Genomic DNA, 18,866 nt, shown 5'->3' with positions numbered 1-18,866 from the left:
AAAAGGCAGCGGCTTGACTGACACCGCAGACAAGACAGCCCTACGGGACGCCGCTACGGTGATCGTGGTGCGGGACGGCGAGGTTGCGCCGCGCGTGCTGATGGGACAACGCGGCGCAAAGGCCGCTTTCATGCCCAACAAGTTTGTCTTCCCCGGCGGCGCGGTCGATGCCGAAGATGCGCAGATCCCCCTGGCGGCGACACTCAGCACAACCTGCCGCACCCGTCTGGACGAGGGCGCCAAAGTCGGCATCTCGAACGCGCTTGCCGCCGCGGCCATTCGCGAGCTTTGGGAAGAAACCGGGCAAATTCTGGGGCGCCCCGGCCTCTGGCCCGGAAATCCCCCGCCTGATTGGCAGGGTTTCGCCGCGACGGGGCATGTGCCGGACGCCCGCGCGCTGCAATTCGTCTTTCGTGCCATCACCCCGCCCGGCCGTCCGCGCCGCTTCGACGCGCGTTTTTTCCTGCTGCGGGCCGAGGCGCTGATCACGGACCCGGATCATTTCGATGACGCCTGTGACGAGCTGAGCCATCTGCAATGGATCCCTCTGGAAGAGGTGCGCCACTTCGATCTGCCATTCATCACAGAGGTCGTTCTGGCAGAGGTCGCCGCGCGCCTGCACGACACCAACCCGCCGGATTCCGTGCCGTTCTTCAGGAATGATGACGAGGAAAGCCTGTTTTTGCGTCTGCGCGGCCGCGCGCCTAGTTCAGCAGAATAAGGCCAAGAATGCTGGCGGTCAGAAGGGCGATGCCCAACGCTTCGCGGCGGCTGATCTTTTCATTGAAGACCAGCACCGAAGCGGCGAGCGAAAAGATCACCTCGATCTGACCCACGGCAAAAACGTAAGCCGCGTTCTGCTGGGTAAAGGCCGTGAACCAGCACAGGCTGCCCGCCATGCCCGTGATACCCATCCAGACAGCAGTACGCCGCGCCGACCAAAGCGCAGCCAGCTGCCCCGGTTCACGCCAGTTCAGCCATAAGCCCAACGCCACGGTCTGGGCGACCGTTACCACGGCCAGAGAAACACCAGCGCGCAGCAGCGGATCATCGCTGCCCACCTCCAGCGTCGCGCCGCGATACCCGACCGCGGAAACGGCGAAGAACGCGCCAGAGGCCAGCCCCAAACCCGCCGCCCTGTTCCACAACCGTCGCGTCCAGTTCCCCTGCATCCCAGCCCCGTCCGACAAGACCAGAACGCCGATCAACCCCAGCAGGATGGCCGCGAAGGCGGGCAGGCTGATTCGGTCGCCCAGCACCACCAGACCCACCAGAACGGTCTGGATCACCTCGGTCTTCTTGAAGGTGATGCCGACGGCGAAATTACGCTGTGCAAACAGTGCGACCACGCACCATGTCGCCAGGATCTGCGTCAGCCCGCCGGTCAGCGCATAGGCCCAGAAAAGCCCCGTCAGCCGTGGCAGCTCTGCACCCGTCCAGGCCGCGTATCCAAGCGTCAGCGTGACGATAAAGGGCACCGAGTAGGCAAACCGCGCCAGCGTCGCCCCGCCCGAGGACAACGTCCCGGTGCTGAGGTGTTTTTGCAGCATGAAGCGCAGCGTCTGAAAGGCCGCAGCCGCGACCGAAAGGGCGATCCAGGGTTCCATCCCGCCCTATTGCCCGGATTTCAGACCCGTGGCCAGAGGGGGTGTGGCACCGGATCCTTGGCGCGCAGAAAATGGCGCCGGAATATCTGCCCGTAAGAGGCGTAGCGATACCCTTCATTGCGATCCAGATACCGCTCGGGATGCGCCCGGTAGAGCTTTGGCAGGCGGTACCAGGGCTGTCGGGGATGCATGTGATGCACCACATGCAGGTTGTTGTTGAGGAAAATCCACGCGAGCGGGCCGCGATCCTCGATGATGACGGTCCGGCCGCGCGCGCGCTCATGCGCCTGATGCTCCAGAAAGGTTCGGATCTTCAGGATCGACAGCGCGCCATAGCTGGACAGCAGGAAGGCCCAGACCGGCATCTGCCCCAGAGCGGACATCCACCAGACCACCAGCGCAACGGCCGGAATATGCGCCAGCCAGCCCGCCAGAGCGCGGCTATTACCTGCCCGGATCGCGCGCCAATCGGCCGCCATGAAGCTGATCTGCCCCACGGCTGGCCCGATCAGCAGTCGCCCTGCCAGCGTGTTGTTCACGCGCAAGACCCCTTGCACCCAGCCCGGCAATTCGCCCCAGACGGCGGGATCGAGATAGTTGCATTCGGGGTCGTCATATGGATCGGTCAGGATGGCGTCCTGATGATGGGCCATATGCGTGTCGCGAAAGCGCATATAGGGCACCACCAGCGTCAGCGCCGGGAAAACCAGTGCGGCATTCGCGTAGGGGCTGCGAAACGGATGGCCGTGCAACATCTCGTGGCTCAGCGAGCTGTGCAGCGCCGCCCCCACCGCGACAAGGACCATCCCCAAAGGCAGCCAGACCGCGGCGGCAAACGTCGTCCCCAGAACCCACAGCGCATAACACAGCATCAGCACTGCCAGTGTCGCCCATTCGAACCTCGTCACCTTGCCGATCGCCATCCTGTCCCCTTTTTCTGCTTCACAATTGGTAAGCTGAACGCGGACATGTCGGGAATTCGGAATGTAGTTAACAAATATCCGAGTTGATGATATTTATCACCATATGCAGAACATTACCGACAAACTCAGCCGCGCCACACAGTTTCGCGCTCGTCTTTCACAGGCAATGAAGGACGGCGATATGAGCCAGAGCGCGCTGGCGCGTGAAACTGGCGTGGATCGCTCGACGATCTCGCAGCTCCTGACCGGGGACGGCGGGCGCTTGCCCAACGCCCATGTGGTGGGTGCCTGCGCGGCGGCGCTGGGTGTTTCGGCAGACTGGCTGCTTAGCCTGTCGGACCGGCCCGAAAGCGCGGCGCGGATGCTGGCCGAAAGCCTGACGCTGACGGATGCGCCACGTGCGCTGATCGATGAACAGATATTCGCCTGGCACCGGGAGGCTGCCGGCTACAAGATCCGTTATGTGCCCGCGACCCTGCCGGATATGCTCAAGACCGACGCGATCCTGAACTGGGAATATACGCCTCAGCTTGGCCGCACGCCCGCGCAAGCGATCAATGCCAGCCGCGACTGGCTGGACTGGATCCGCAACTCTTCCTCGGATTATGAAGTCGCCGTGCCGATGCATGAAATGTCGAGCTTTGCACATGGCACCGGCTATTACGCCGGGTTGGATGCGCAGAGCCGTCACGAACAGATCGACCGCATGCTGACGCTCAGCCGCAACCTCTATCCCCGGCTCAGGCTTTACCTTTACGATGCGCGGCGGCTTTATTCTGCGCCGATCACCGTGTTCGGGCCGCTTCTCGCCGCGATCTATATCGGGCGTAAATATCTGGCCTTCCGTGACAGCGCACGTGTGCAGACCTTTGCGGCGCATTTCGACCATTTGGTCCGGGAGGCCGATGTCAGCGCCCGCGCACTGCCTGCATGGCTGGCAGAGCTCAAAGGCACGATTCAGTAAGGCATCGGATGCGCCTTATGCGCAGTGTCCAATGCCTCCAGCAGTTCCGACGACAGTTCCACATCAGCCGCGCCAAGGATGTGATCCAGCTGCGCCAAAGTCGTCGCCCCGAAGATCGAAGATGCCACAAACGGCCGCCGCGCCGACCAGGCAAGCGCCATTTGGGTCGGGTCGAGGCCGAAGTCACGGGCAACGCCCAGATACGCGTCGACCGCGTCCAGAACACGGTCGCCCTTGCGGCCCCCCATTTCCGGGCTCAGCGTCATGCGCGACCCTTCGGGAACTTTGCCCCCCTGGTATTTGCCGGTCAGATAACCACATCCAAGCGGCGAGAACGGCAAGAGCCCGATATCCTCGTTCAGGCAAAGTTCGGCCAGATCGGTATCGGCCAACCGGCACAGCAGCGAATATTCGTTCTGAAGCGTCTGGATGCGCGGGCCGCCCATGCGTTCAGCGATGGCATTCCAGGTCATCGTGCCCCAGACATCCTCGTTCGACATGCCGAAATGGCGGATCGTGCCGCGTTCGACCTCGCGTTGCAGCGCACCGATGCAGTCCTCCATATCCGCGACCACGTCGTCGCGGTTCTGCCCGGACGGGTCATAGCGCCAGTTCTTGCGGAACATGTAGCTGCCGCGGTTGGGCCAGTGAAACTGGTAGAGGTCGACGTAATCGGTCTTCAGCCGTTTCAGCGATCCTTCCAGTGTCGCGCGGATCGTCTTGGAGGTGATCGGCGCGCCCTCCCGGACAAAGTTTTGCCCCTCGCCGGAATGCTTGGTGGCCAGGATCACGTCGCTGCGGCGGCCGGTGCTGGCAAACCAGTTGCCGATGATTTCTTCGGTCAGGCCGACGGTCTCAGGCTTGACCGGGTTCACCGGATACATCTCGGCCGTGTCGATGAAGTTGATGCCAGCATCCAGCGCGCGGGCAATCTGCGCATGGGCGTCTTTCTCGGGTGTCTGCACGCCGAACGTCATGGAGCCAAGGCAGAACTCGGACACAGTAAGGCCGCTGCGGCCAAGCGGTTTCATCTTCATCGGGGCAGTCTCCTGTTGCGCGTGCGCCGGACCCTAATGCCTTCATCGGCGGGATTGAATCGGAAAATGCCCCTGATCCGGTTGATCCGGCCCGCCGTTGCAGGGATTTCAGCGCAGCGGTGCGGCCTCGGCAATATCGACCTGCGCCACGGCCACGGATTTCAACACCGCGAAACAGGTCTGGCCGGGGGCAAGCCCCATCGCCTCGGCGCTGCGGCGGGTAATGCGCGCCAACAGATGTTCGCCCCCAACTGCGAGCTGAACCACCACGCCGGGGCCGCCGCCACGGTGCAGGGCGCTGATCGTCCCTTCAAGGATATTGAGCGCCGACAGCCCCTCTGGCCGTGTGCGCGACAGGATCACGTCCTGCGCGAGGATACGCACGCGAAGTGGATCACCTGCTGCGCGATGAACTCCGGGCAGGAAAAGCCGCCCGCCGGGGGCCTCCAGCTCTGTCAGCCCATCGGGATGATGCGCGACCACCCGGGCCGTCAGCAAGGCACCGGCATCGCGCACGCCCATATGCGGCACAAGCACGGGGTCTGCCATCAACTTTGCTGCCGGGCCGGATCGCAGTACCTGCCCGTTTTCCAGCAGCACCAGATGGCTGGCCAGCCGCGCAACCTCTGCCACGGCATGGGTGACATAAAGGATCGGCACGCCCCCTTCGGAACACAGCCGATCCAGAAACGGCAGAATCTCTGCCTTGCGGGGGGCGTCGAGCGCGGCGAGCGGTTCATCCATCAGCAGCATGACCGGGTCGGACAATAGCGCCCGCCCGATCGCCACGCGCTGCGCCTCTCCCCCCGACAACGCGCCGGGGCGGCGTTCCAGCAGGTTTCCCAGGCCCAGAAGGTCGACAACACGATCCAGCCCCTTGGTATCGGAACGGTGCGCATAGGTCAGGTTGGCGCGCACTGTCAGATGCGGGAAAAGCCGCCCGTCCTGAAAGACATAGCCCAGCCTGCGCCGGGGCACCGGGACGGATATCCGCCCGTGCGTGTCCAGCAGCACGCGATCATTGACCACGACCTTTCCGGCATTTGGTTTCAGCAAACCGGCCACGGCCTTGATCACCGTCGATTTGCCAGATCCGGAATGCCCGAACAACACGGTCACGCCGGAAGGGGCCTCAAACGTCACGTCCAGCGTAAAGCCCGGAAAGCTGTGGTTCAGATCGACCGACAGGCTCATCGCCCCGCCACCCTTGCAGCGACCCGGCGGGCCATCACTTCGGAGACAAGCAAAGCGGCCATCGCGATCACCACGGAGACGATCACCAGCCGCAGCGCAGAGGCCTCGCCCCCCGGCACCTGCAGAAAGGCGTAGATGGCCGAAGGCACGGTACGGGTCTCGCCGGGGATGTTGGAGACAAAGGTGATCGTCGCGCCGAACTCTCCCATCGCCTTGGCGAAGGCGAGGATGGCCCCGGCCAGCACACCCGGCAGGATCAGCGGCAATGTCACAGTCAGAAACACCCGCAGGCGCGAGGCGCCAAGCGTGGCGGCGGCCTCTTCTAGCCCCGGATCAACCGTTTCAATGGCCAGACGCATGGCCCGCACCATCAGCGGGAAAGCCATGATCGCAGCCGCGAGTGCCGCCCCCGTCCAGCGAAAGGCCAGAACGACGCCAAAGGTGTTTTCCAGAAACTCGCCAATCGGCCCACGCCGCCCAAAGCCCAGCAGGAGCACATAGCCTGTCACCACCGGCGGCAGGATCAGGGGCAGATGCACGATCCCGTTCAGGATCTGCCGTCCCGGGAACCGCCCGCGCGCCAGCAACATCGCAACTGCCAGACCGAAGGGCAGGCTGGCCGCGACGGCCAGGCAGGCCACCTTCAGCGACAGGGCCACCGCCTGCCATTCATCTGGTCCAAGAAATGCCATCCCGGGGGTTTAACGTCCGGGGCAGGCAAGGCAAAGGGGCGGCAGGTATCTCATATTGACGGTGGGTCCTTGCAAATCGGTTGGTCCCGCGCAGGATGGGCCGGACAGAATCGGCTTGGCAAGGCCGCTTTGGTCGGGGGGGATCAAAAAGCACAACTCGCGACGCGAACTGTCGGGTTCGGGCAAGACCTGAGCGGCACAATTGCACAGGTAGACGACCATGACGCTTTTGATCTCCTTCGCCTCGCTGTTTCTTTCGGTTGTCCTGTTGCAACTTTCGTCGGGCGGCGTGGGGCCTCTGGATGCGCTGTCGGGCATCGCGCTGAATTTCACCACTGCCGAGATCGGGATGCTGGGCTCTTCGCATTTCGTGGGCTTTTTCATCGGCTGCTGGTGGGCGCCGCGCCTGATGGGATCGGTCGGGCATACGCGCGCCTTTGCGGCCTTTACCGCGCTTGGCGCCATTGGCCTGCTTGCGCATATGCTGCTGATTGATGCCTATGCCTGGGCGGTGATGCGCATTGCCACCGGTATCTGCGTCGCCGGGGCCTTCACCGTCATTGAAAGCTGGCTGCAAGCGAGCGTCACCAACGAGACACGCGGTCGCGCCATGGGCACCTACCGGCTGGCCGACATGGGGGCCGCGCTCGTGGCGCAGCTTATCATCTCGGTGCTAGAGCCCGCATCTTACGTGTCCTACAACCTGCTGGCTCTTCTTTGCTGTGCCGCGCTTTTGCCGCTGACGCTTTCGCGCCGCTCGCAGCCCGAAACGCCCGAAGCCCCCCGCCTGCATCCAAAGCTTGCCTGGGACCGGTCGCCCTTGGCCGTGGCCGGGGTGATCGTCTCGGCACTTTCGGGCGCATCGTTTCGGATGGTCGGCCCGGTTTACGGCGAAGGCGTGGGGCTGGAGATTGACCAGATCGCACTTTTCCTGGCCACGTTCATTCTGGGCGGCGTGCTGTCGCAATACCCGGTGGGATGGCTCGCAGACAAGTTTGACCGCCGATGGGTGCTGATCGGTTTGTCCGTTGCGGCTGTTTTCAGCTGCGCCGCAACAGTCATGATACAGGGGCACGGCACGACCGGGGTGATGATCAACATCTTCATCTTCGGGGTGACCACCTACCCAATCTATTCGGTCTCTGCTGCGCACGCCCATGATTTTGCGGAAAACTCCGAACGGGTGGAATTGTCAGCGGCCCTGATGTTCTGGTACGCCGTCGGTGCCATCGCCGCGCCGTATCTCGCATCAAAGCTGATGGTGGCATATGGTTCGACCGCGCTGTTCGCCATGATCGCCGTTGGCCATATCGTGCTGGTGATCTTTGGCCTGACCCGCATGCGCGCCCGCCCAACGGCTGAAAATCGTACTCGCTTTATCTACGCCCCGCGCACCAGCTTCATGATCGGGCGCTTGCTGGGACGGTCGCGCGAAGAAAACCTTCGCGGACAGGACGACTGAGCGCTTTGGCTGGCCTCTGACCTCTGGCCCTTGGCCGCGTTTGACGATAGAGGGGGGCGGACTGACGACAGGGATTAACATGGCACGCCATCTCATCACTTCGGCGATCCCCTATATCAACGGGATCAAGCACCTTGGAAACCTCGTGGGCAGCCAATTGCCTGCGGATCTATACGCCCGTTTCCAGCGCGCGCGCGGCAACGAGGTGCTGTTCCTTTGCGCCACCGACGAACACGGCACACCTGCCGAGCTGGCCGCTGCGAAAGCCAGTAAGCCGGTGGCCGAATACTGCGCCGAGATGCACGGCGTCCAGGCACAGATCGCAGAGGGGTTCCGCCTGTCCTTCGACCATTTCGGGCGGTCCTCCAGCGAGCAGAACAAGAAGCTGACCCAGCATTTCGCCGGACGCCTTGCCGATGCCGGGCTGATCCGCGAAGTCAGCGAAAAGCAGGTTTACTCCAACGCGGATGGCCGGTTCCTTCCCGACCGCTATATCGAGGGCACCTGCCCCAATTGCGGCTATGACAAGGCGCGCGGCGACCAGTGCGAAAACTGCACCAAGCAGTTGGACCCGACCGATCTGATTGACCCGCGCAGCGCGATTTCAGGCTCGACCGACCTGGAGGTGCGCGAGACGAAGCACCTCTATCTGTGCCAGTCGCAGATGAAGGACCAGCTGGAAGAGTGGATCGACACCCGCGAGGGTTGGCCGATCCTGACAACCTCGATTGCGAAGAAATGGCTGACCGACGGCGACGGCCTGCAAGACCGGGGCATCACCCGCGATCTGGCATGGGGCGTGCCCGTCAAGAAGGGCACTGAGGAGTGGCCGGGCATGGAAGGCAAGGTCTTCTACGTCTGGTTCGACGCCCCCATCGAATACATCGCCGCCGCGCAGGAATGGGTGGATGCGGGCAAAGGCACCGACTGGGAGCGCTGGTGGCGCACCGACAAGGGCGCGGATGACGTGCGCTATACCCAGTTCATGGGCAAGGATAACGTGCCGTTTCACACGCTCAGCTTTCCCGCGACGATTCTGGGATCGGGCGAGCCGTGGAAGCTGGTCGATTACATCAAGTCGTTCAACTACCTGAACTATGACGGCGGCCAGTTCAGCACCTCGCAGGGGCGCGGCGTGTTCATGGATCAGGCGCTGGAGATCTTGCCCGCCGACTACTGGCGCTGGTGGCTGCTAAGCCATGCGCCCGAAAGCAGCGACAGCGAATTCACCTGGGAGAACTTCCAGGCTTCGGTGAACAAGGATCTGGCCGATGTTCTGGGCAACTTTGTCAGCCGTGTGACGAAGTTCTGCCGCTCGAAATTCTCCGAGGCCGTGCCGGAAGGCGGAGCCTACGGCCCGAGCGAAGAGGCGCTGATCGAGACGCTGACCACCCGCATCCGCGCTTACGAAGGCCATATGGAGGCGATGGAGGTTCGCAAATCGGCGGGCGAGCTGCGCGCGATCTGGGTGGCCGGCAACGAATACCTGCAAGAGGCCGCACCGTGGTCCACCTTCAAGACAGACCCTGAAACGGCCGCAATGCAGATCCGGTTGGCGCTGAACCTGATCCGGCTTTACGCCGTGCTGTCCGCGCCGTTCATTCCAGATGCGTCCGCGCAACTGATGCAGGCGATGCAGACGGAAGATGACAGCTGGCCCGATGATGTGCCCGCAGCCTTGCAGGTGCTGGAACCGGGCCACGCCTTCACCGTCCCCGAGGTCACTTTCCGCAAGATCGCGGATGATGAGCGCGAAGGCTGGCAGGAACGCTTCTCGGGCGTGCGCAGCTAAGCCACTACGCGGGTCATGCGCCGGAAGGAGCGGGAAATCGCCCCATCCTTTCGGTTGCTTTACCCATTCGAAAACCAACACCAACCGCGCCCAAACAAAATGCCCGCGCCGGGAGTTATCCGGCACGGGCGAAATGCCGCGCAAAGATCAGGGTTCAGGCGGCCCTTTTCCGAACCAGTTCTGGAGTGTTTTCGCCCGTGACGGGCGAGCTGATATATTCGGCATTGAGCGTCTTGATTGCCCCGCCCAGATGGTCCCGGCCGATGACAAATTGCACGTCCACACGGCGCGGCCCCTGATGTGCGCCCAGAACCTCGATCCCTTCGCGGTCCATGGCCGTCAGGCCGCGCAGCAACACTTTCAACCCCGACAGATCGCGCCCGATGACAGAAGCAATGGCCAGCGCCCGCACCTGAACCTTGGACGATGGGTAGAGCTTTTCCAGATCAGCAGAGACACGGCGCACGGTTTTCAGTGACGCCTCCACATAGTGGGTGATCGTGTTGGCGTTCGACGTCTTGGAGACGATACGCACGTTGTGACGGCGCAAAGCCTCCAGAATCTCTGTATCGTAGCCTTTGACGCCCACCATGTCTGGCTCGAACAGCTCCAGCGCGACGACTTCAAGCCCCGTCACGATCTCCACGCAAGGCGTCTGGGCGGGGGTTTCGTCGATCAGCGTACCGGGATCTTCGGGTTCGAACGCGTTAGTCACGCGCAGCGGTACCTCGGCCCGGCGCAGGATCTTGGCGGCTTTGGGATGAATTGCCTCCATCCCCATATTCGACAGCTGATCAGCGACGTCATAATTCGTGTGGCCAATCTTGCGCGCATTTTCCGCGCCCACAAGGCGGGGATCTGCAGAGCAGAGATGGAATTCCTTGTGGATGATCGCCTCTTTCGCGTCTGTCAGCGCCGCGAGATTGGAAAATGTCACCTCGGAATAGCCGCGGTCGAATTCCTTCATCAACCCTTCGGAACATTGGGCGTAGCCGGTCACGATGGGCAATTCGGTGGTCAGATCGACATCCGCCAGCCCCTGCATGATCCGCGTCGCAAGATCCACCTCGGCGCTGTCACGCCAGCCTGACAGATCCACGAACCGCGCGTTCACGCCGTGGCGCTGCAACAGAAGCGTGGTGACGAAGGCGGAATGCGCCTCTCCCAGACCGGACAGCAATTCGCGGATCACCATCATGTGGTGGGACAGGCGGAAATGCCCGTAAGAGCACAGGCGCTGAAGATCGAAAAGACAGCTGCGCGCACCCTCGATCCGGTCGCGCACGAATTCATCGGCGGTTTGCAGATCGGCGGCGTGGTCCAGCACATCGGCATGCGCCTTGGCCATCTCGCGCCCGACATCCGACAGGGCATCCAGCCAGCCGTGATCGTTGTCGGCATTGGAAAACAGCGCGTAGACGCCGGGTTTGCCGGTTTTCTTGTGCTCCAGCAGCAGATCGGTGATCCCGCCAAAGGCGGAAACCACGAAAATCCGGTTGTAAAAGTCGTCCAGATGCGGCCCGGCAATCAGCGTATCGCGCAGTTCTTTCACGCGGCTCATCGATGTGCCGCCGATCTTCTCGACAGTGTGCGAGGTCTTGGTCATCAATTGATCCGTCCCGGCCCCTTCAGGGGGCCTTTTCTGGTGTCAGGAATCGACAAGCTCGTAGGACCCGTCAGCGCGGTGCACTTCCTTGCCCGTGACCGGCGGGTTAAAGCAGCAGGCCATGACCAGCTCTTCCTCGGCGCGCAGCACGTGGCGGTCATGCTTGTCGAGCGCATACATGACGCCGGGAACAATCTCATGCGTCTCGCCGGTGGCCAGGTCGGTGATCGACCCCTTGCCCTTCATGCAATAGACGCTTTCGAAATGGTTCTTGTATTCGAACGTGTGCTCGGAACCTGCGTCCAGAAAGGTGATGTGGAAGGAAAAACCCATCCCGTCATCCGCCAGCAGCATTCGGACAGAGGTCCAGTTGGCATCCGCAACGACGCGAGATTTTTCGTCTTTGACGATCTTGTTGAAATCACGAACGATCATTCTGCTCTTTCCTTCTTACTGTGCGGCCAGACGCTGCCCTGTGACAGAGGCACGGGTGGCGTCCAGCAGAATATCCAGACCTTTGCGGAACAATGCGTTCGGCGTGGTCAGCGGGGCAAGCACCTTCACGACCTCGTCTTCGGCACCCGAGGTTTCGATAATCAGGCCCATCTCGAACGCACGCGCGCAAATCTCTGCGGCCAGATCGCCAGAGCCGACATCGATCCCCTGCATCAGCCCCCTGCCCTTCAGCGAAGCCCCCGGCACTTCATCGGCGATCGCCTGCAAACCGCTGGTCAGCATCATCGCTTTCTCGCCCAGCAATTGCTGGAATTCATCATCGGCCCAGAATTTTTCAAGCGCGACGCGCGCGGTGACAAAGGCGTGGGTGTTGCCGCGGAAGGTGCCGTTATGTTCGGCGGGCTTCCAGATATCATGCTCTGGCTTGATCAGCAGCGCGGCGAAGGGCAGCCCCATGCCACCGAATGACTTGGCAAGCGTGATGAGGTCAGGTTCGATCCCCATCTTCTCGGTGCTGAAGAAGGTGCCGGTGCGACCGCAGCCCGCCTGAATGTCATCGACAATCAGTAGCGCGCCATGTTCCTTGGCCAGCCGGGCAATGCCCCGCATCCATTCAGGGGAGGCGGCATTCAGCCCGCCCTCGCCCTGTACCGGCTCCACGATGAAGGCGGCCGGAGCATCAATGCCGCTGGACGAGTTGGACAGCATCATCTCGATCTGCGCCAGCGTATCCACATCCTCGCCAAACGCGCCCTCGAACGGCATATGCGTGACATCGGCCAGAATGCCGCCGCCCGCGCCGCCGCGCTTGGAAGCATTTCCCGTCAGGCTGAGCGCGCCCATCGTCATGCCGTGAAAACCATTGCTGAAGGCGATGATGTTGCGACGCCCGGTGACCTTGCGCGCCAGCTTCATCGCGGCCTCAACAGCGTTGGTGCCGGTCGGGCCGGTCATCATTACCTTGTGGTCCATGCCACGCGGCTTCAGGATCAGACGTTCAAACGTTTCCAGAAAGCGCGTCTTGGCATCCGTGTGCAGGTCAAGCGCATGGCTGAGCCCGTCGCTCGCGATATGTTCGATCAGCGCGGCCTTCATATCCGGGTCGTTATGCCCGTAGTTCAGAGAGGAACAGCCGGCGAGGAAATCGATATAGGTGCGGCCCTTCGCATCGGTCATTTCCGAACCGGATGCAGAGGTGAACACCGTGTCAAAGCTGCGGCAATAGCTGCGCGCCTGCGACTCGCGGCGTTTGTAAATGGCGGTGTTCGAGATATTTTCAATAGACATGCGGTATCCTTCGATTGTGCAATCGAGCGTGAATTTTCAGTGGATAAGCGGGATCAGGCCGCTTTGCGCAGCGCCTCGCGGAAGGCGATCGTGACCATGTTCTCGGTCGCGTGCCGTCCGTCAAAGTGCCCGTCACGGGTGAAATGCGGCGTGTCGGAAATCTCTGCGCCGATGCGCTTGGCAAAGCCCCTGAACAGCCCCCAAGAGGCGTCATTGTCACTGGTGATCGTGGTTTGGATCTGTGTGACGTCATCCAGTTCGTCACGCTCGATCAGCTCTGCCAGCATGCGGCCGCCAAGCCCCATCCCACGGGCATCGGGATGAACGGCGACCTGCCAGACAAAAAGCGTGTCCTGTTGCGACGGCGGTACATGGCCGGAAATCCAGCCTAGGACCTGCCCGTCGCTTTCCGCGAGGATGCAGGTATCGGCGAAGTGGTCGCACTGGATCAGATTGCAGTACATCGAATTCTCGTCGAGCGGCTTGCAGGCCTTGACAAGATCGCTGATCGCGGCCCCGTCCAAAGCTGTCGGCTTACGGAATTCCAACTGCATTCTCATCTGTTCTCGCCCTCTCCAGTTCCTTTGAGAGGCTAAATATAGCGCTTCTTGAGAATATTCAACAATCAAAGTAGTTTTTTACAAACTCGTCATATAGCCCATATTTTAATCGATTTTTTGCTTAGCCTTTTAACAGAAAACAGGCAATGAACGGAACCATCCATCAAACTACTTAGGTGAATTGAAACATTTCGCAACTTCTGCCACGATAGCAAAGCTTTGGAGAAAGTTGGCAAAGATGAACCGGACAGACATCAGCCTGATCGCGCTGCGCAAGATCCTGCGCGCGACGGAGCTTTACGGACGGAAACTGGCTTCAGCTGCCGGGCTGACGGCCGTGCAGTTTCGCGTGCTTCAGGTCGTGGCCGAACGCGAGATGATGACCCCGAAAGACATCGCCATGCAGATGGGTGTTTCGCAGGCCACGATCACATCGCTGATCGACAAGCTTGAAAAACAGGGGATGGTGCGCCGGACTAAGTCCGAGGCCGACCGGCGGCAGACCAATATCACGCTTACAACGCGCGGGCGCGAAACGGTGGACACGGCCCCGGACGCGTTACAGCAGCGATATGTTCGCCAATTCGAAGCTCTGGAGGGATGGGAGCAGGCGCAGTTGATCTCGTCTTTGGAACGCGTCGCTGCCATGCTGGACGCGGCAGAGCTTGACGCAGCGCCCGTGCTGGACATCGGGGACATCCGCAAGCCGCAGTAATGTAGCCGCGCAAGCCCCGACGACACCCCAAGCCTCTGCCGACAGAGACGCGCGGCAGAATCAGGTTTTCAGATCCGCGAATTCCGTCAAGAGCTTCTCTGCAGAGGCCTGCAGCAGCGATATGTCCGCACCCACAGCGATAAAGCGCGCTCCGCGGGCGGCGACGCTGCGGACGATATCGCCTCTGAAGGTCAAGATGCCCGCGGGCTTTCCCACAGCAGCAATCTTCGCGGTCGCCTTCTCGATCACTGCGACGACCTCCGGATGGGCGGGCTGGCCGGGGAACCCCATGCTTGCCGCAAGGTCGGCGGGCCCGATAAAGACCCCGTCCACACCCTCGACCGCAGCGATCTCTTCAACATTGTTGATTGCCTCGACGGTTTCGGCCTGCACCAGCACGCAGATCGCCTCGGCGGCGCGTTCGGCATAATTGGCAACCTTGCCGTAGCGCGAGGCGCGCGTCACGCCGGCCACGCCGCGAATACCCTCCGGCGGATAGCGCGTGGCCGCAACGGCGGCCCGGGCCTCTTCGGCGGTATTGACCATCGGCAAGAGCAGCGATTGCGCGCCGATATCCAGGAAAAGCTTGATGAGGACAGGATCGTTGGCTGCCGGACGCACCACCATATGTGCCGCACCACCTTCGGCCGCCTGCAACTGGCTGGCGATGATGCGCAGATCGGTCGGAGAATGTTCAGTGTCCAGCAAGATCCAGTCATAGCCGGTATCGGCCAGCATCTCGGCAACGAAGGAATCGGGGATGCATGCCCAAAGCCCAAGCTGGACCTTCCCTTGCTTTAGTGCCTCTTTGAACGGGTTGCGTGGCAGGTCGACCATGGTTTTGGCTCCGGGTGGATATGCGGGAATTGATGGCGCGGCCCGGATAACCCGGGCCGAAGCCGTGTCAGCTTTGGCTCAGATCGCCGGGCAACAATGACTCTGGCAAATTCTGGTAGCAGACCGGGCGCAGGAAGCGGCGGATTGCCAATGTGCCCACGCTGGTGGCGCCAAAATTGGTCGACGCCGGGTATGGCCCGCCATGCACCATGGAGTCGCAAACCTCGACGCCCGTGGGGAAGCCGTTGGCAAGGATACGGCCAGCCTTGCGCTCCAGCACCGGAATCAGGGCCTGGCCATGCGCCGTGTCACCATCGTCCATATGCAGGGTGCAGGTCAGCTGGCCCTCAAGCGACTTTGCCATCGCCAGCATCTCGTCAAAGTCCGCAACCCGGACGATGAGGCCCAGCGGTCCGAACACCTCTTCGCCAAGCGCGTGATTGTCCAGCCATTCCTTACCGGTCGTGGCATAAAGGTAGGGCGTGGCATTGCGCAAATCGCAGGTCGAGGTCAGCAGTCCCTGAACGCCTGCAGTGCCTGCGATCCGGTCACGCCCCTGCCGATAAGCGGCCGCGATACCATCTGTCAGCATGGTCTGCGCGCCCATTGGCTCCAACGATTTGGTGGCGGCGTCGATGAAGGCATCAGCATCGGGCCCGTCGATCACGACCGCAATCCCGGGATTGGTGCAGAACTGGCCGGCCCCCATGGTCAGCGACCCGGCCCAGCCTTCGGCCAGCGCAGCACCGCGCGCCTGCAACGCTGCGGGCAGCAGGAACATCGGGTTCACAGAGCCAAGCTCGCCGAAGAACGGGATCGGCTTGTCACGCTGTGCGCACAGATCAAACAGCGCGCGGCCACCGCCAAGAGAGCCGGTGAAGCCAACCGCGTTGATCAGCGGATGCTGCACCAGAGCGGTGCCAACGTCGCGCTTGCCGCCCTGGATCAGGCTGAACACGCCCGGATGCATGCCGCAGCTTTGAATCGCCGCAAAAATGGCTTCGGCGACAATCTCGCCGGTGCCGGGATGGGCAGAGTGCCCCTTGACCACAACCGGGCAGCCTGCGGCCAGCGCCGAGGCCGTGTCTCCCCCCGCGGTCGAGAATGCCAACGGAAAGTTCGACGCGCCGAACACGGCCACGGGGCCGATGGGGCGTTGCACCATTTTCAGGTCTGGCCGGGGCAGCGGCGCCCGGTCGGGCAGCGCCGCGTCATGGCGGCGATCAAGGTAGTCGCCCTTCAGGATGTGATCTGCAAACAGGCGCAGCTGGCCGACGGTTCGGCCACGCTCTCCCTGAAGCCGCGCTTCGGGCAGACCGGTTTCCTGCGTGCCGATCTCTGTGATGGCATCCCCGCGCGCGTCAATCTCGTCCGCGATGGCGTTGAGGAATTCGGCGCGCTCTTCGCGGGTGGAATAGCCAAAGGACCAGAATGCCTCTTCCGCGGCCAGGCAGGCTGCATCGACCAGCGCGGGCGTGCCGACGCTGTAGTCATGGGCGGGCCCGTGGGCAGGCTCGGATGAGAAGGTGGCATCGCCAGCGACCCACTCCCCTGCGATCAGGTGTTTGCCGTGTGGGGTGAATGTCGATTTGTCCAACATGGGTCGCGTCCTTTCGTATCGTGTCTATTCTATGTGCCCGACGGGCAAAGCAGTCAGCGCTGACCCAGGCGCCGCGTGCGGCGCCGAGGGTAAATTGTGTTGCCCAAGAGGTCAGCCACAGACCTGCCGGAGTCAAGCTGGTTTCCCTTGGGTCGCGGGGCTGGCCTTGCCCGCAAGTCTATTGCCGCGCTGATTGGCTGGGCGCTATGATGGTAGTTGTCGCTTGCTTGCGTTTTGGAGGCCATTCCGTTTGTCAGTTGATTTCTGGCTCCGGCACAGCGGCGCCGAAATCCGTGCGCAGAAAATCGAAATCACAGCCTTTGTCGGCCTGTTCAACATGGGACGAGAACATCTTGCCATATCCGCGTTCATAGCGCGGGGCGGGTGCTGTCCATTTCGCCCGGCGGGCGTCCAGCTCTGCCACGCTCAGCGCTACATTCAGGCTGCGATTGGGTATGTCCAGTTCGATGATATCGCCGGTTTCGATCAGGGCAAGTGGTCCGCCGATGAACGCCTCGGGCGCCACATGCAGCACACAGGCACCGTAAGAGGTGCCGGACATGCGCGCATCCGACAGTCGCACCATGTCGCGGTGGCCATCTTTCAGCAGCGCCTTTGGCATCGGGATCATTCCCCATTCCGGCATGCCCGGCCCCCCTTGCGGCCCTGCATTGCGCAGCACCAGAACGTGGTCGGGCGTCATCGGGTAGTTCTCGTCATTGATGATGGTTTTCAGCTCGGCGTAGCTGTCCGCGACAATGGCGGGGCCTTTATGCGTCTGGAATTTCGGGTCCATAGCGGCGGGCTTGATCACCGCGCCATCGGGGGCGAGGTTGCCCTTCAGCACAGCAAGGCTGCCCTCGTGGTAGACAGGGTTCGACAGCGGCCGGATCACGTCGTCATTGTAATTGACGGCATGGGCAATGGTCTCTCCCAGCGGCTTGCCGGTGACGGTGGTGACGCTCAGGTCCAGCTTGTCGCCCAGTTCCTTCATCAGGGCGGGAAGGCCCCCTGCATAAAAGAAGTCCTCCATCAGGTATTCCGTGCCGGTGGGCCGGATATTGGCCAGCACCGGCGTGGTGTGGCCGATCTCGTCCAGATGCTCCAGTGTCAGCGGCACGCCAGCACGCCGCGCCATCGCGATCAGGTGGATGATCGCATTGGTCGAACAGCCCGTTGCCATGGCCACGGTAACCGCGTTGCGCGTGCTTTCCCAGGTGATGATCCTGTCGGGCGTCAGATCCTCCCAGACCATCTCTACCGCGCGACGCCCGCAGGCGGCGGCCATACGCTTGTGCCCGGCATCCGGTGCCGGGATGGAGGATGCGCCGGGCAGCGTCAGGCCAAAGCCCTCGGCAATGCTCATCATCGTGCTGGCGGTGCCCATAGTCATGCAGGTGCCATAGCTGCGCGCGATACCGCCCTGCACCCCGTCCCACTGATCTTTAGTGATGGTGCCGGCGCGGCGTTCATCCCAGTATTTCCAGACATCCGTGCCAGAGCCCAGCTTTTCGCCCGCGTAATTGCCGCGCAGCATTGCGCCCGCAGGCATGAAGATGAAGGGCAGCCCCATACTGACCGCGCCCATGACCAGCGCGGGCGTGGATTTGTCACAGCCGCCCATCAGCACCGCCCCGTCAATCGGGTGGGCACGCAGGGTCTCTTCGACCTCCAGCGCGCCCATGTTGCGGTAGAGCATCGAGGTCGGCTTCAGGAACTGTTCGCTGAAGGAATGCACCGGCATTTCCACCGGTGTGCCGCCCGCCTGCAAGATGCCACGCTTCACCCATTCGGCGCGGTCGCGCAGGTGATGGTGGCACGGTGACAGATCCGACCAGGTATTGATCACGGCGATGACGGGCTTGCCCTCCCAGTCTTCGCTGGTCCAGCCCATCTGCATCGCGCGGCTGCGATGCCCCATCGATCGCAGGTCATCCGGTGCGAACCAGCGGGCAGAGCGCAGGTCTTCGGGCTTCTTGGTCTTTGTCATCACATCACCTCAGGAAATCGGCGTGGCAAAGGTGAACATCACCCAGATCAGCGCGGCGGCCAGCACGGCGCCTGCGATCCATGGCCATTTGCCATAACCGTCGATGTCATCGCGGGTGTCGCGTCCGATCATGGGACAGTCCTC

The 18,866-nt window shown here is 62.2% G+C and carries 18 protein-coding genes; 5 read left to right on the top strand and 13 right to left on the bottom strand.

Annotated features, from left to right (window positions below; all coding sequences use genetic code 11):
* Positions 1 to 13: 13 nt before the first annotated feature.
* Positions 14 to 721, top strand: coding sequence for an NUDIX hydrolase (locus EDD52_RS16480; protein WP_132246977.1), 708 nt, complete (start codon positions 14 to 16; stop codon positions 719 to 721).
* Here the strand turns inward: EDD52_RS16480 and EDD52_RS16475 are convergent.
* Both EDD52_RS16475 and EDD52_RS16470 read right to left on the bottom strand, forming a co-directional pair.
* Positions 705 to 1,607: an EamA family transporter gene (locus EDD52_RS16475; RefSeq protein ID WP_132246975.1), complete on the bottom strand. Its 903-nt coding sequence runs from the start codon at positions 1,605 to 1,607 to the stop codon at positions 705 to 707. The genes EDD52_RS16480 and EDD52_RS16475 overlap by 17 nt on opposite strands.
* A 20-nt stretch (positions 1,608 to 1,627) precedes the next feature.
* The gene (locus EDD52_RS16470; RefSeq protein ID WP_243651978.1) at positions 1,628 to 2,530 is read right to left on the bottom strand and encodes a fatty acid desaturase; all 903 of its coding nucleotides are present in this window, start codon (positions 2,528 to 2,530) and stop codon (positions 1,628 to 1,630) included.
* 103 nt (positions 2,531 to 2,633) lie between these two features.
* Here EDD52_RS16470 and EDD52_RS16465 point away from each other — a divergent pair, with 103 nt between their 5' ends.
* Positions 2,634 to 3,494 carry a helix-turn-helix domain-containing protein gene (locus EDD52_RS16465; protein WP_132246973.1) on the top strand — a complete coding sequence of 287 codons (861 nt, stop codon included), beginning with the start codon at positions 2,634 to 2,636 and terminating at the stop codon, positions 3,492 to 3,494.
* Here EDD52_RS16465 and EDD52_RS16460 read toward each other — a convergent pair.
* From EDD52_RS16460 to modB, 3 genes are all read right to left on the bottom strand, one after another.
* Positions 3,488 to 4,531, bottom strand: a complete 1,044-nt coding sequence (locus EDD52_RS16460) for an aldo/keto reductase (protein ID WP_132246971.1) — start codon at positions 4,529 to 4,531, stop codon at positions 3,488 to 3,490. The two genes, EDD52_RS16465 and EDD52_RS16460, sit on opposite strands and share 7 nt — an antisense overlap.
* A gap of 108 nt (positions 4,532 to 4,639) precedes the next feature.
* Complete coding sequence (modC, locus tag EDD52_RS16455; RefSeq protein WP_132246969.1) at positions 4,640 to 5,725, bottom strand: molybdenum ABC transporter ATP-binding protein; 1,086 nt, start codon at positions 5,723 to 5,725, stop codon at positions 4,640 to 4,642.
* Positions 5,722 to 6,417 (bottom strand): molybdate ABC transporter permease subunit, encoded by a 696-nt coding sequence (gene modB, locus EDD52_RS16450; protein WP_132246967.1) that lies wholly within the window; start codon positions 6,415 to 6,417, stop codon positions 5,722 to 5,724. Before modB ends, modC begins: the two co-directional genes overlap by 4 nt.
* Before the next feature lie 220 nt (positions 6,418 to 6,637).
* On the opposite strand from modB, the gene EDD52_RS16445 reads away from it, so the two are divergent.
* Together EDD52_RS16445 and metG are read left to right on the top strand one after the other, a co-directional pair.
* The gene (locus tag EDD52_RS16445; RefSeq protein WP_132246965.1) at positions 6,638 to 7,879 is read left to right on the top strand and encodes an MFS transporter; all 1,242 of its coding nucleotides are present in this window, start codon (positions 6,638 to 6,640) and stop codon (positions 7,877 to 7,879) included.
* 79 nt (positions 7,880 to 7,958) lie between these two features.
* Positions 7,959 to 9,671, top strand: a complete 1,713-nt coding sequence (gene metG, locus EDD52_RS16440; protein WP_132246963.1) for a methionine--tRNA ligase — start codon at positions 7,959 to 7,961, stop codon at positions 9,669 to 9,671.
* Positions 9,672 to 9,825: 154 nt separating this feature from the next.
* On the opposite strand, the gene EDD52_RS16435 is transcribed toward metG, so the two are convergent.
* The 4 genes from EDD52_RS16435 to ectA are packed head-to-tail and all read right to left on the bottom strand — an operon-like array spanning position 9,826 to position 13,574.
* Positions 9,826 to 11,277, bottom strand: coding sequence for an aspartate kinase (locus EDD52_RS16435; RefSeq protein ID WP_132246961.1), 1,452 nt, complete (start codon positions 11,275 to 11,277; stop codon positions 9,826 to 9,828).
* Positions 11,278 to 11,319: 42 nt separating this feature from the next.
* On the bottom strand, positions 11,320 to 11,712 hold the full coding sequence (locus tag EDD52_RS16430; protein WP_132246959.1) for an ectoine synthase: 393 nt from the start codon (positions 11,710 to 11,712) through the stop codon (positions 11,320 to 11,322).
* A 15-nt stretch (positions 11,713 to 11,727) separates the two neighbouring features.
* Entirely contained in the window at positions 11,728 to 13,020 is a 1,293-nt protein-coding gene (gene ectB, locus EDD52_RS16425) for a diaminobutyrate--2-oxoglutarate transaminase (protein WP_132246957.1), read from the bottom strand.
* A 53-nt stretch (positions 13,021 to 13,073) separates the two neighbouring features.
* Complete coding sequence (gene ectA / locus EDD52_RS16420; protein ID WP_243651976.1) at positions 13,074 to 13,574, bottom strand: diaminobutyrate acetyltransferase; 501 nt, start codon at positions 13,572 to 13,574, stop codon at positions 13,074 to 13,076.
* A gap of 244 nt (positions 13,575 to 13,818) precedes the next feature.
* Between ectA and EDD52_RS16415 the strand changes: the two genes are divergently transcribed.
* Positions 13,819 to 14,295, top strand: a complete 477-nt coding sequence (locus EDD52_RS16415; protein WP_132246953.1) for a MarR family winged helix-turn-helix transcriptional regulator — start codon at positions 13,819 to 13,821, stop codon at positions 14,293 to 14,295.
* Positions 14,296 to 14,355: 60 nt separating this feature from the next.
* Here the strand turns inward: EDD52_RS16415 and EDD52_RS16410 are convergent, their stop codons facing one another.
* The 4 genes from EDD52_RS16410 to EDD52_RS16395 form a co-directional block, all read right to left on the bottom strand.
* The gene (locus EDD52_RS16410; RefSeq protein ID WP_132246951.1) at positions 14,356 to 15,132 is read right to left on the bottom strand and encodes an HpcH/HpaI aldolase family protein; all 777 of its coding nucleotides are present in this window, start codon (positions 15,130 to 15,132) and stop codon (positions 14,356 to 14,358) included.
* A 67-nt stretch (positions 15,133 to 15,199) separates the two neighbouring features.
* On the bottom strand, positions 15,200 to 16,732 hold the full coding sequence (locus EDD52_RS16405; protein ID WP_132246949.1) for an aldehyde dehydrogenase (NADP(+)): 1,533 nt from the start codon (positions 16,730 to 16,732) through the stop codon (positions 15,200 to 15,202).
* 253 nt (positions 16,733 to 16,985) lie between these two features.
* Positions 16,986 to 18,722, bottom strand: a complete 1,737-nt coding sequence (araD, locus tag EDD52_RS16400) for an L-arabinonate dehydratase (RefSeq protein WP_132246947.1) — start codon at positions 18,720 to 18,722, stop codon at positions 16,986 to 16,988.
* 9 nt (positions 18,723 to 18,731) lie between these two features.
* Complete coding sequence (locus tag EDD52_RS16395) at positions 18,732 to 18,854, bottom strand: dihydroxy-acid dehydratase (protein ID WP_132246945.1); 123 nt, start codon at positions 18,852 to 18,854, stop codon at positions 18,732 to 18,734.
* Between the last annotated feature and the right edge of the window lie 12 nt (positions 18,855 to 18,866).

This window comes from Primorskyibacter sedentarius, from assembly GCF_004342065.1.
GTDB lineage: Bacteria > Pseudomonadota > Alphaproteobacteria > Rhodobacterales > Rhodobacteraceae > Primorskyibacter > Primorskyibacter sedentarius.
Note: the sequence above shows the minus strand (reverse complement) of the source record. Positions and strands in the feature narration are given on the sequence as shown.